We start from the raw sequence: 13,105 nt of genomic DNA, 5'->3' as shown, positions 1-13,105 counted from the left end.
AATATGACGCAGAATCAGTGGATTGTAAAAGGTATTCAACCGTTTATTATTATTATTTTTTTTGTATTATCTTCACCAACAATAGTGCAACTTACGCAGTCTAACTTTCTTACCAAATTGCTGATTCCTATATTGTTTTTGCTTATTATTCTACTTTACATATTAACAACAAAAGCTTTTTTTTCAGTGAAGGGATTTGTATGTCTGGTATTATTTCTTCTGTTAGTTGGATTTTCTATAGCTTCTTCACCTAGTTATTCTGTTACATCTGAAATAAAGTCTACATTAGTTCGTTATCTACCTTTCTTGTTTATGTTTATAATATTGTGGTTGCGTCCAATTACAAAACACAAAATAGGTGATCGTCATTTTCTGTTAGTTGTATATTTTGGACTAATTGAATCAGTACTTGGTATATTTCAGTTTGTCTTAAAAAGCCCGCTTCTACCAACAAGTATTAATGGGCAACAAATTGTTAGTTCTATCTATTATATAGTCGGTCAAGGTGGAACTGGAGATTCGTCATTGCTGAATGCAAATTATTTAGTTCGTGCTTCAGGGACAATGGGCTCAGGACTTGGGTTAGGAATTTTGTGCCTTTGTTGTATAGCAATCATTGAAATGTGGCCACACACTAAATGGAGAAACATGATTCGAGGTGTATTTTACTTAACTTCCTTTTTGACTTTGACAAGTACTATTATTGTGGGTTTGAGTTTTTATATAATCACTAAGCGAGTGTATAAAGAAAAACAGTTCCTGTATAAATGGACATATTATAGTCTATGGTTTATAGGATTAGTAAGTCAGTGGATTATTTCAAAAATACCCGATAGTATTTTTGAAAAGTTGCCATCATTATTAAGTAGATTTGATGGTATTAAGTACTATGAGTCGGTGTTGAGTTTTGGTACGAAAAATATTCTTATAGGGCAAAATTTTTCTAATAGATGGCAAAATCTTGCTAATGCTACTATGAATATAAACGGACGATATGTTGTTGACAATTTTTTCATGTATATTTTTTTTGATTTAGGATTGTTAGGACTGTTAATAATATTTATAGCCCATCGACAGACATTTGTACAATCATTGAGAGAAGATCAGTATATACTAGCATCCTTAAGCTTGTCTATTCTAATAATAGGTTTTGCCAATAATATTAGTTATGCTGTGGGAATTGCTGGATTTATAACTTTATGTTCTTTGAATAAATCTCCTGACGCTTATGAAAACTTAAAAGAGAAAAACAATCTATTATGAATAAATTAACTCGAACAAAAGCAGCGACGATTAACTCTGTAGTTGCTAGTACAGCACAATTAGTACAATTAATTATGCAATTTATTTCCCGATCTGTTTTTATTAATGTATTGGGTGCCGAATTTTTGGGACTGAACGGACTGTTTCTTAATTTATTAGGATATCTAAACTTTGCTGAGCTCGGCTTAGGTGCTGCAATTACTTTTTCCTTATTTGATCCTCTGGTTAATGATGATAAACCGCAAATTGTAGCTATCATGAACCTTTTCAAAAAATGGTATCGTTATATTGCATTATTTGTATTGGTAGGAGGCTTGATTTTAACACCCTTTGTCCCCAAACTTATAAATGGAGGGGTCAGTCATTTAGATATTAATGTATATATCGCATTCTTACTGGCATTATCAAACACTGTCCTTTCTTATCTTCTGACTTACAAAAGAACACTCTTGCTTGCAGATCAAAAAGGATATATAAATACTTTAAATACAGTTGGCTATAATATTGCCGGTCAATTGCTTCAAATCGCTACTTTATATATATTTAAAAATTTCTATCTTTTTCTCGTGATTCAAGCCGTAATCATGTTTGTATCAAACTACCATGTATCACGAGTAGTCGATAAGTTGTATCCATACTTACAAGAATACCGTCAAGAAAAAGTAAGCGGTAAGGTCATTGGATATATGAAGAAAAACATCAGTGGGATGCTCTCAGCAAAAATGGGCGGAATCATTGTGAATGGTACCGATAACTTATTACTTTCTTACTATATTGGTCTGACATCTGTTGCCATGTATGCTAACTACACAATGATTATTACTGGTTTGACCCAAGTTATGGGGCAACTAATATCTGCTGTCACTTCTTCTATTGGCAATTTGGGAGCTTCTAAAGAGAGTCAAAAGAAGAAAGAGGAGGTCTTTTATAAATACTTTTATATCAGTAGTTTATTGTCTATTCTAGTAGCGGTTGGATTTAGTGCTTTTTCATCAACTTTTGTGACACTATGGTTAGGTAATAAAATGGTGTATTCATTCCTGCCACTTTTGATTATTTCTCTGAATTTTGTTTTTCAGAGTTTAAGGCAAAGTGTTATTAATTATACGAATGCTTATGGGCTTTATTGGTATGCACGATGGAAACCAATATTTGAATCATTAGTTAATCTAGTTGTGTCTTGGACTTTGGTTAAATATACTGATTTGGGTATTTCTGGTGTTTTAATTGGAACCATTACCAGTAATTTACTTGTTAATGTCTTTTGGGAATCATGGATTGTTCTTCGCTATGGTTTAAATACAAAAGTGCGGCGTTTTTTATGTCTTTATATATCTTATATAATTGGTAGTGCGATAGTTATTTTTGTAATAGTGTATACTGTGGAAAACTTTTCAGGTCAAAAATTTGTAAATGGTGTTCTAATTGCAATTCTAGCAGAGCTAGCGGCTTTCGTTATGTTTATGATTTTGAATAAGATTTTTTATCCAAAAGATTTAGAGGCTTTTAGTATCGTTGCTCTACTACAACACTTTAAGTCATAAATATTGGCTAAAAACTAAAAAATTAGTATACTCGATAAGGAGGGAAAAAATGAAAGGCATTATCCTAGCCGGAGGGTCCGGCACAAGACTTTATCCAATTACCAAAGCAACTAGTAAGCAATTGGTGCCAATTTATGACAAGCCAATGATTTATTATCCGTTGTCTGTTTTGATGTTAGCGGGTATTACGGATATTTTGTTAATTTCGACGCCAGAATATGTTGGACAATTTGAAGAATTATTCGGTAATGGTCATGATCTTGGGTTAAAGATTGACTATGCCATTCAAGAAGAACCTCGTGGCTTGGCCGATGCATTTATCGTTGGTGCTGACTTTATTGGCAATGATTCGGTAGCGTTGGTACTGGGCGATAACATTTTCTACGGTGCTGGGCTATCAGAGAAGTTACAAGCAGCCGCTTTGAAAACAACTGGTGCGACAGTGTTTGGTTATCAAGTGAAAGATCCAGAACGTTTTGGTGTGGTTGACTTTGATCAAGCTGGTAAGGCAATATCGATTGTCGAAAAGCCTGCACAGCCGCAATCAAATTATGCGGTGACTGGTCTTTATTTCTATGACAATGACGTGGTCGAGATAGCTGCCAATGTGAAACCATCAGCGCGTGGTGAAATTGAAATTTCTGATATTAACCAAGCTTACTTAGAGCGTGGTGATTTGGATGTTCAGGTCATGGGTCGTGGTTATGCTTGGCTAGATACTGGCACACATGATTCTTTGTTGGAAGCTTCCTCATTCATTGCCACAATCCAAAAGCAACAGAACTTAAAAGTGGCTTCCTTAGAAGAAATTGCTTACCGGATGGGGTATATCGACATCGCGCAATTAGAGAAGCTGGCGCAACCATTGAAAAAGAATGATTATGGCCAATATTTGTTAAGAATTGTGGCGGAAGAAGGATAAATTTGATGAGTGATAATTTTTTTGAAAAAGCGCTAGCCGGCCGAATGATTGACGCGATTCCCGGTATGATAGAATTTGACATTCCAGTTCATGGTGACAATCGTGGCTGGTTTAAGGAAAACTTCCAGAAAGAGAAAATGTTGCCTTTAGGCTTTCCGGAGTCTTTCTTTAAAGAGAATAAGTTACAAAACAATGTGTCCTTATCAAGAAAAGGTGTGCTACGTGGTCTACACGCCGAACCTTGGGATAAATATATTTCTGTCGCTGACAACGGTCGTGTTTTGGGGTCGTGGGTTGATTTACGCGAAGGCGCTTCCTTTGGTCACGTTTACCAAACTGTTATTGATGCTAGTAAAGGCATTTATGTCCCACGTGGTGTTGCTAATGGTTTCCAAGTATTGAGTGACACCGTGTCATACTCATACTTAGTTAATGACTACTGGGCACTAGATTTAAAGCCTAAGTATGCTTTTGTAAATTACGCCGATCCTGCTTTGGGTATTGAATGGGATGATGTTGAAAATGCTGAGGTGAGTGAAGCAGACAAAAATCATCCTTTGCTCAAAGATGTCGTGCCACTAACAAAAGCACAATTGTAATTGGGAGAAACAAAATGACTGAATACAAAAATATTTTAGTAACCGGTGGCGCCGGCTTCATTGGTGCTAACTTTGTGCGCTATATTGTAGCGGAACACCCAGACGTGTTTGTCACGGTGCTTGATAAGTTAACTTATGCCGGTAATAAAGAGAACTTGGCTGGATTACCAGCAGACCGTGTCAAGCTGGTGGTTGGCGACATCGCTGATGCGCCATTAGTTGATCAATTGGTCTCTGAAACCGATGCGGTGATCCATTATGCTGCCGAAAGTCATAACGATAATTCACTGAAAGATCCATCACCATTCGTGCAAACGAACATCATTGGAACTTATACATTAATTGAAGCAGCACGCAAGTACAACAAGCGCTTCCATCATGTTTCAACTGATGAAGTGTATGGTGACTTGCCCTTACGAGAAGATTTGCCCGGACATGGTGAAGGTGTCGGCGAAAAGTTTACGCCTGAATCACAGTATCGACCATCAAGTCCCTATTCATCAACCAAGGCTAGTTCTGATTTGTTAGTCCGTGCTTGGGTGCGTTCGTTTGGTTTGCAAGCCACGATTTCTAACACTTCTAACAATTATGGTCCTTACCAACATATTGAGAAGTTTATTCCGCGACAAGTTACCAATATTATTTCTGGCATTAAGCCTAAATTATATGGTTCTGGGAAGAACGTCCGCGATTGGATTCACACCTATGATCATGCCACAGCTGTTTGGGCAATTTTGACTAAGGGTACAATTGGCGAGACTTATTTGGTTGGCGCCGACGGTGAAAAGGATAATATCACGGTCCTCCATGCGATTTTGAAAGACATGGGTAAGGACGAAAATGACTTTGAGTTTGTTCAGGATCGCTCAGGTCATGACTTGCGTTACGCCATTGATGCTACAAAGATTCGTGAAGAATTAGGTTGGGAACCAAAGTATACGGACTTTGCGACTGGCTTAGCAGATACGATCAAGTGGTATGAAGACCATCAATCATGGTGGCAAGCGGAAAAAGCTGCAGTAGAAGCGAAATACGCGCAGAATAATCAGTAACCAAAGGTCAGCGGAAGCGGCCTTTTTTTCGGAGGGAATATGAAATACTTAATAACAGGCGCGCATGGACAGTTAGGTCAAGAATTGCAAAAGTTGTTACGCGAGCGTGGGTTAACATTTGTTGCCTATGATTCAAAGGCGTTAGATATTACAAATCGTGAAGCAGTGATGGCAACTTTTAAAGCAGAACAACCGGACGTTGTGCTCCATGCGGCTGCGTATACAAAAGTGGACTTGGCCGAAGATGAAGGACGCGCCATGAATTGGCAGGTTAACGTAACAGGCACCAAGAATATCGCCGACGCTACCAAACAATATGGCGCCAAACTAGTGGCAGTGTCGACAGACTATGTTTTTGATGGGCTGAATGTTGGAGAATATCGCGAGACAGATCCAGTTAATCCAAGAAACGCTTATGGGCGTGCCAAATTAGCTGGTGAATTAGCTGTCATAGAGAGTGGGGCAGCAGCGTATATTGTTAGAACGAGTTGGGTGTTTGGCGAATTTGGAAATAACTTTGTCTATACGATGCAACGATTGGCAGAAAGCCATCCTAAACTGACGGTAGTTAATGATCAATTGGGCCGACCAACGTGGACCAGAACATTAGCCGAGTTCATGTTGCATTTGATAGCGGTCGAGGCGACATACGGAATATATCATTTGTCGAATGATGAGACTGCGACATGGTTTGACTTTGCAAAAGAGATCTTAAAAGATACCACAGTGGTGGTCGAACCAGTGACTAGTGCAGAATTTCCGCAAAAAGCGTATCGACCAAAGCATTCAGTGATGAACTTAGAGAAGGCGAAGGAAACAGGATTTAAGATACCAAGTTGGCGTGAGGCATTAAAGCGATTTTTATATAGATAGGTGCTCTTTGATTTGCTCTTAACATTAAAAATCTACTCACATTAGAGGTGGAGATTGTCCTTGGCGGAGAAGTTCATCACCTTTTTTGATTTATTCTAAAATGTTTATTGAAACTTACGTGGTTTATCATTTTGACACCAGATGCCGTAGAAAAAACGGTTCCTTCACCGGATTTACCATATACTAGTATTAAGAACGGCTAGATTTATTTGTATATGTACACCTTGCTATCGGAAGTGATTGTTTGGTTGGGGAAAAGTCGGGGAAAGTTACTCGTTTTGCAGTAATACCAAGAGATGGTATAATAATAAAGTTATATTTACGACTAGGAGATGAACAATGCCGATTAAATTAATTGCTTCTGACATGGATGGTACATTCTTAACTGCTAATGATATGTATAATCAAGCACGCTTTGAGCGTGTATTGTCAGAGATGACCAAACGGGATATGAAGTTTGTGGCGGCGTCTGGACGTCAAGTCAAAAATTTGCAACAACTGTTTGCACCGACCATTGCCAAAGGGTATGCATTAGACTTTGTTGGCTCAAATGGTGCGGTTGTTGCGACGAGTGAACAACAACTTTATTCAGTTCATTTATCGGCGGAACAATTAGCCAAAGTCATTGATTGGAATGCAAAAAATCCAGAATCTGCTGAAAATATTATTATTATGACAGGCGATAATGCGACCTATGTTTCTAATCATGCCACTGGCCCTGTGGCTAAAATGGTGTTTCAATTCTATCCAAACGTCAAACAAGTTGAAAAATTAATGGCGGTTGATGACCACATCTTAGAAATTACTTTTGTATGGCCAAATGATGAAGTACAACAACATGTCGCTGCGCTACGTGAAGTTTTTGGAGATGAGCTACATGCTACGGGTTCTGGTTTTGGCTCAGTGGACGTTTTAGGGCGTGGTGTTGATAAGGCAACGGGACTGCAAGTGCTGCAAGACTACTATGATGTTTTGGATGATGAAGTGATGGTCTTTGGCGATAATGGTAACGATTTAGAGATGCTGACTAAATATGAAAATGGTTTTGTGATGCCTAACGCTGAAGCGTTTATGCAAGATGCTGTGACAAAAAAAGCCGCTGACGTGAATGTCAACGACGGTGTATTGAAAACAATCGAAAATTATTTAGGCATTTAATTAACATTTTTTGGTGATCCAAAGCGATTAATCAAGATGGCAACAGCAACACCAATGAAAGTATCCACAATTCGTTCAAAAACATAAACAATAGTGGCACCGGCTGGAATATTTAATGAAATCATTAGCAAAGCAGCCATGGCACCGATTACGCCACTATTGTAATCGAAGCCGTCAAGCAAAACAATTGCGACAATGACCAATAGTGGTAGTAGAATCATCGAAGTCCATGGGGCATGGTTAGTTTGTTCACGTACGATAAAGTAAATGAGCGCGAAACCACCACCAACCGTGTTTGATATTAGCCGTACTTTAGCAAAGTTAAGGGTTTTGTCCCAACTTTCTCGTAAAGCAAAAACTGCCGCTAAAGCAGCTACAAACGGTGGCCGATTAAAAAAGTAAAAAGATGTGATAATGATCATAACAGCGAAGGCTGTCTTTAGTGTTCTTAAACCTAACCGAAATTTTCCTATTTGCATAAATTTCTCCAATGAATATTTTGTTATTTTATCACAACTTTGTGATACTATCTAGGTAGGTTGTTTAGACAATCAAAACACGCTCTAGAAAGGAATGACAAAATGTCAAACCCAACCCTTGATTTATTGAACCAACATATGTCGATACGTGCCTTCACTGATGACCCCGTGACAGACGAACAGGTTCAAGAAATTTTTCATGCAGCTGTCGCTGGACCAAACATGAATAATTACCAACCGGTAACCTTCATTGAAATTACTTCACAGAAGCTGAAGGCGGAAATTACTGCTCAGGTGGGGATGAAATATATTGAAACCGCTACGCGTTACTTTGTTGTCGCAGTGGATTACAATAAAGACCTCATCGGATTGACGCCAGAAGAAAAAGCGTTAGCTGAGGAAAATATAAAGCGGTATAATGTGCTTGAAGGTGGCATCATTAGTGCTGGTATTGCGTTAGGACGTGCGCAAGTCGCTGCTGAATCACTTGGATTAGGAAGCGTGACCATGGCCGGCGCTTTAAAAGCTTTTGAGCTTTATGAATCAGAACTCAACCTACCTAAGTATGTGAAAGCAGTTATGGGATTCTCAATTGGTTATCCGGCCCAAGACCCTGGTATTAAACCAAAGCTTGATTTAGACGGTGTTTTGATGAAAGATGGTTATCATCAAGAACAAATGGTTGAGGCAGTGATGCGATATGATAAAATCATGACGGATTATTATGCGCAACGTGGTGTGACTCGTTCGTGGATTAGCAACAATGTTAGAATGCTAACAGCCAATCGTGACACATCTGAATTGACACAATACACTCAAAATAAAGGCTTTAATTTAAAATAAGTTTTTATTTAAATTAAAATGAAAGCGGTTACAAAATGACATTAGTAATATTAGAAGCAGCCTTACACGATAAAATTTGGGGTGGTACGGCCTTGAAAGATTTTCATTTTCCTATTAAAGGCGATCACGTTGGTGAAGCTTGGGCTATTGCCGCCCATAAAAATGGCGAATCAATCATCAAGGATGGCCCATTTGCTGGACAAACCTTAACACAATTATGGCAAGATAATCCCAATCTTTTTGGTGGTCATGAGGCCAATGAGGCCTTTCCGTTGTTAATTAAAATTCTTGACGCGCACCAAGATTTATCGATTCAAGTTCACCCAAACGATACACAATCACGTGAAAAATACGGCAAAACTGAATGCTGGTACATTTTAGATGCGACCCCAAATGCTAAAATTTATTATGGACATTATGCGCAAAGTCGTGATGAACTAAAGGCGATGGTTGAAAAAGAAGATTGGGATCATATGCTTCGAACTGTTCCTGTTAAAAAAGGGGACTTCTTCTATGTTCCCGCTGGCACTTTTCATGCGCTGGGAGCAGGAATTGTCGCTTTAGAAACGCAACAAAGCTCCGATACAACGTATCGCTTTTATGACTTTGACCGTGTTGATGCCACGACAGGACAAAAGCGTGATTTGCAGATTGCCGATGCACTCGATGTTACGACTGTGCCACATCATGATCCTGTTTTAAAGCAAACAACCACTATTGTTGATCAAACGATTGTGACGCGATTGGTAACCTCTGTGAAGTTTACTGTTGAGAAACTATCTGTTCGTGGTTTATCAATGTTTAATTTGGCACATCATTATGAATTATTCACGGTTATAGATGGTGCAGGCCGTGTTAACGAGACTGCTGTCAAAAAAGGTGACAGTTTTATTCTTTTTGACGATGAAGCAATATCTTACGCATTAGATGGCGACATGACAATCATTAAAAGTTTTGTCACGAAAGACGATAATCCAGATCAACGATTTTAAATGTAAACATGCTGAAAGGATTTTATGAAAGTTATTCTACTTTTTTGTAAACAAATATGAAAGCGTTTACTTTTTTGCTCTGATACATTATAATATGATTTGTAAACAATAACTAAATTGTTATTGTGTAAGCGTTTACAAAATGGTTTCATTTCGCTATAATCATTAAGTAAACAATTTATTGAGAAGGAGATTTCCTAATGGTTAATTTGATTATTGCCAGCCATGGGGACTTTGCAAAAGGCATTTTGATGTCAGGATCAATGATTTTCGGTGAGCAAGAAAACGTTGAAGTTGTGACATTCCTACCTAATGAAGGCCCTGATGATTTGGATCAGCACTATCAAGAAGCATTGTCGAAGTTTAACAATGATGATGAAGTGCTGTTCTTGGTTGATTTGTGGGGTGGTTCACCCTTTAATCGTGCCAGCCTGATTCAAAAGCAAAACCCAGATAAAATGGCTATTGTGTCAGGATTAAACCTGCCAATGCTAATTGAGGCCTACGGTGGGCGTTTGAGTCAAACAAAGGCTGCGGATTTGGCTAAGTATTTGGTGCCGGTAGCTCGTGAGGGTGTTAAGTCTGTACCTGAGTTCCAAGAAGCTGCACCAGCTGCAAGTAAAGAAAAGTCAACTGTTGGTCTTAAAGAGGGTCACATTAATATTAAGTTGGCTCGCTTGGATACACGTTTATTGCACGGTCAGGTTGCTACTGCTTGGACACCTGATTCAAAGGCAAACCGAATCATTGTTGTTTCTGATGCAGTTGCTAAGGACGAATTGCGCAAGAGTCTTATTCAACAAGCGGCGCCTAATGGTGTCAAAGCAAATATTGTGCCAATCAGTAAAATGATTGAAGTTGCCAAGGACGATCGATTTGGTGGTGTTGATGCTTTCCTTTTGTTTGAGACAGTTGAAGATGTCTTGAGAGCTGTTGAAGGCGGCGTACCATTGAAATCACTTAACGTCGGATCTATGGCCCATTCAGAAGGAAAAACAATGGTCAACAAGGTTTTGTCAATGGATAAGACTGACGTTGCTGCTTTCGAAAAGTTACGTGATCTAGGTGTTGAATTTGATGTCCGTAAGGTACCAAATGACAGCAAATCTAACTTGTTTGATTTAATCAAGAAAGCAAATGTTAAATAACATTAAAATGTTTAATTAAGAAAGGTGTCTAAATATGTCTACTATTGCGATAATTTTAGTCGTAATCATTGCCTTCTTTGCAGGGTTGGAAGGTATCTTGGATCAATTTCAGATTCATCAGCCGCTAGTATCAGCGACTTTGATTGGTTTGGTTACAGGTCATTTAACAGCCGGTATCATCTTAGGTGGAACCTTGCAGATGATCGCGCTTGGATGGGCTAACATCGGTGCCGCTGTTGCGCCCGATGTTGCCTTGGCCTCTGTTGCATCTTCGATCATAATGGTCAAAGGTGGCGACTTCTCTGGAACAGGAATATCAGTTGCCGTTGCGACAGCTATTCCATTGGCTGTTGCTGGATTGTTCCTAACAATGGTCGTGCGTACTATTGCCGTTGGATTAACTCATGGTGCCGATGCGGCTGCCAAAGAAGGTAAGTTCCGTACCATTGAAAGTCTTCACTTGTTTGGTTTGCTATTACAGGGATTGCGTATTGCTATTCCTGCCGCAATTTTGATCGCTGTGCCTGCCGCAGCCGTTAAGAGCGCTTTGACATCAATGCCCGAATGGCTAACTGGTGGTATGGCCATTGGTGGTGGTATGGTTGTTGCCGTTGGTTATGCTTTGGTAATCAACATGATGGCTACGCGTGAAGTTTGGCCATTCTTCGCTATTGGTTTCGCGTTGGCTGCGGTTAGTCAATTGACTTTGATTGCTCTTGGTGCCATTGGTGTTGCCATTGCTTTGATTTACATCAACCTATCAAAGATGGGTGGTAACGGTGGCGGTTCAAATGGCGGTGGTTCGAATGGCGGTGACCCAGTCGGCGACATCTTGAACGAGTACTAGAAGGGAGCAACATGATGGCTGCAGAAAAAATTGAATTAACGCAAAAAGATCGTTTGTCAGTTGCTTGGCGCTCACAGTTCTTGCAAGGTTCATGGAACTACGAACGTATGCAAAACGTTGGTTGGGCTTACGCCATGATTCCAGCGATTAAAAAATTATATAAGTCAAAAGAGGACCGTGCCAGCGCATTGAAGCGACACTTGGAATTCTTTAATACACATCCCTATGTTGCTTCACCAATCATTGGTGTGACATTGGCATTGGAAGAAGAACGTGCCAATGGTGCGCCAATTGATGATACTGCGATTCAAGGTGTTAAGGTTGGTATGATGGGACCTTTGGCCGGAATTGGTGATCCAGTCTTCTGGTTTACTGTACGACCAATCCTGGGTGCCTTAGGTGCTTCACTTGCCATGACTGGTAATATCCTTGGTCCCATCTTATTCTTCGTTTTGTGGAACGTTATTCGTATGGCATTCTTGTGGTATACACAAGAATTTGGTTACAAAGCTGGAAGTGCTATTACACAAGATTTGTCTGGTGGTTTGTTGAAAGACATCACTAAGGGTGCTTCGATTCTTGGTATGTTCATCTTGGCTGTTTTGGTTGAACGTTGGGTATCAATTAAGTTTATCCTAGAATTGCCTGCTAAGAAGTTAGCAAAAGGCGCTTATATCAACTTCCCTAACGGACCAGTCTCTGGTGAGCAGTTGCAAAAGATTTTAGGTGAACAAGCGTCAGGTTTGTCATTGACAAAGGTTGTCCCTAACACGTTGCAAGCCAATTTAGATAGTTTGATTCCTGGATTGATGGGATTGCTGTTGACATTCTTGGCAATGTGGTTGTTGAAGAAAAAGGTATCACCAATCGTGATGATCATTGGTATCTTTATCTTTGGTATCGCAATGCATGCCTTCCACATCATGTAAAAATTTTGACAAAAAGTGCTCGCCTTATTGACGAGCACTTTTGTCAGTACATACGTTTAATGGAGTAGATTATGGTACAATCTTTAAACAAGACAGCAGAATTAACAACTCAGGGTATTTCGTATCTAGGTATGGGTGCAAAGTACGGACACTTTTTAATTGGCGATCAAGCTTTCGAATTTTTTAATGAAAATAATGTCGCTGATTACATCCAAATTCCATGGGCCAATGTTAAGGCTGTTTATGCACAAGTCAGCAAGACACACATAGGGCGTCGTTTCAGGGTAACCACTGACAGTGGAAATTTTGATTTTTCCGCAAAAGAATCTGGCAAAGTACTTAAAATTATGCGAGAACATCTTGGAGATGAAAAAGTGTTGCGCCAGCCGACGCTGTGGCGCAGTGTGTTGGCGCGCTTTAAGAAACAAAAGGACGCTTAAGACGTCAGTAGGACAC

General features: G+C 39.4%; 14 protein-coding genes. 13 read left to right on the top strand and 1 reads right to left on the bottom strand.

Annotated features, from left to right (window positions below):
- Window positions 1-3 precede the first annotated feature (3 nt).
- The 7 genes from IEU65_RS09435 (at window position 4) to IEU65_RS09405 (ending at window position 7,411) form a co-directional block, all read left to right on the top strand.
- On the top strand, window positions 4-1,263 hold the full coding sequence (locus IEU65_RS09435) for a hypothetical protein (protein WP_168441463.1): 1,260 nt from the start codon (window positions 4-6) through the stop codon (window positions 1,261-1,263).
- Window positions 1,260-2,807, top strand: a complete 1,548-nt coding sequence (locus IEU65_RS09430; RefSeq protein ID WP_010292142.1) for a lipopolysaccharide biosynthesis protein — start codon at window positions 1,260-1,262, stop codon at window positions 2,805-2,807. The genes IEU65_RS09435 and IEU65_RS09430 overlap by 4 nt, the downstream gene beginning before the upstream one ends.
- A gap of 49 nt (window positions 2,808-2,856) precedes the next feature.
- Complete coding sequence (rfbA, locus tag IEU65_RS09425; protein WP_010292140.1) at window positions 2,857-3,729, top strand: glucose-1-phosphate thymidylyltransferase RfbA; 873 nt, start codon at window positions 2,857-2,859, stop codon at window positions 3,727-3,729.
- Between the two features lie 5 nt (window positions 3,730-3,734).
- A complete protein-coding gene (locus IEU65_RS09420) occupies window positions 3,735-4,328 on the top strand; it encodes a dTDP-4-dehydrorhamnose 3,5-epimerase family protein (RefSeq protein WP_142511634.1) in 594 nt (197 codons plus the stop codon).
- 14 nt (window positions 4,329-4,342) lie between these two features.
- On the top strand, window positions 4,343-5,380 hold the full coding sequence (gene rfbB / locus IEU65_RS09415) for a dTDP-glucose 4,6-dehydratase (RefSeq protein WP_010291266.1): 1,038 nt from the start codon (window positions 4,343-4,345) through the stop codon (window positions 5,378-5,380).
- Window positions 5,381-5,419: 39 nt separating this feature from the next.
- Window positions 5,420-6,253 (top strand): dTDP-4-dehydrorhamnose reductase, encoded by an 834-nt coding sequence (gene rfbD / locus IEU65_RS09410; protein WP_010291268.1) that lies wholly within the window; start codon window positions 5,420-5,422, stop codon window positions 6,251-6,253.
- A gap of 339 nt (window positions 6,254-6,592) precedes the next feature.
- On the top strand, window positions 6,593-7,411 hold the full coding sequence (locus IEU65_RS09405) for an HAD-IIB family hydrolase (RefSeq protein ID WP_010291270.1): 819 nt from the start codon (window positions 6,593-6,595) through the stop codon (window positions 7,409-7,411).
- Here IEU65_RS09405 and IEU65_RS09400 read toward each other — a convergent pair.
- A complete protein-coding gene (locus tag IEU65_RS09400; RefSeq protein ID WP_010291273.1) occupies window positions 7,408-7,890 on the bottom strand; it encodes an FUSC family protein in 483 nt (160 codons plus the stop codon). The two genes, IEU65_RS09405 and IEU65_RS09400, sit on opposite strands and share 4 nt — an antisense overlap.
- 102 nt (window positions 7,891-7,992) lie before the next feature.
- Between IEU65_RS09400 and IEU65_RS09395 the strand changes: the two genes are divergently transcribed.
- From IEU65_RS09395 to IEU65_RS09370, 6 genes are all read left to right on the top strand, one after another.
- Complete coding sequence (locus IEU65_RS09395) at window positions 7,993-8,733, top strand: nitroreductase family protein (RefSeq protein ID WP_010291275.1); 741 nt, start codon at window positions 7,993-7,995, stop codon at window positions 8,731-8,733.
- A gap of 35 nt (window positions 8,734-8,768) precedes the next feature.
- Window positions 8,769-9,725: a type I phosphomannose isomerase catalytic subunit gene (locus tag IEU65_RS09390; protein ID WP_010291279.1), complete on the top strand. Its 957-nt coding sequence runs from the start codon at window positions 8,769-8,771 to the stop codon at window positions 9,723-9,725.
- 200 nt (window positions 9,726-9,925) lie between these two features.
- The gene (locus tag IEU65_RS09385; RefSeq protein WP_010291280.1) at window positions 9,926-10,873 is read left to right on the top strand and encodes a mannose/fructose/sorbose PTS transporter subunit IIA; all 948 of its coding nucleotides are present in this window, start codon (window positions 9,926-9,928) and stop codon (window positions 10,871-10,873) included.
- Window positions 10,874-10,907: 34 nt separating this feature from the next.
- Entirely contained in the window at window positions 10,908-11,720 is an 813-nt protein-coding gene (locus IEU65_RS09380; RefSeq protein ID WP_010291281.1) for a PTS mannose/fructose/sorbose transporter subunit IIC, read from the top strand.
- Window positions 11,721-11,734: 14 nt separating this feature from the next.
- The gene (locus IEU65_RS09375; RefSeq protein ID WP_010291284.1) at window positions 11,735-12,649 is read left to right on the top strand and encodes a PTS system mannose/fructose/sorbose family transporter subunit IID; all 915 of its coding nucleotides are present in this window, start codon (window positions 11,735-11,737) and stop codon (window positions 12,647-12,649) included.
- Window positions 12,650-12,720: 71 nt separating this feature from the next.
- Window positions 12,721-13,089 carry a DUF956 family protein gene (locus IEU65_RS09370; RefSeq protein ID WP_010291286.1) on the top strand — a complete coding sequence of 123 codons (369 nt, stop codon included), beginning with the start codon at window positions 12,721-12,723 and terminating at the stop codon, window positions 13,087-13,089.
- The last annotated feature ends 16 nt before the right edge of the window (window positions 13,090-13,105 follow it).

The organism is Leuconostoc pseudomesenteroides KCTC 3652 (genome assembly GCF_014634745.1).
In the GTDB taxonomy this organism is placed as follows: Bacteria; Bacillota; Bacilli; order Lactobacillales; family Lactobacillaceae; genus Leuconostoc; species Leuconostoc pseudomesenteroides.
The sequence above is the reverse complement of the archived record's forward strand: the minus strand, read 5'-3'. Positions and strand labels throughout refer to the sequence as shown.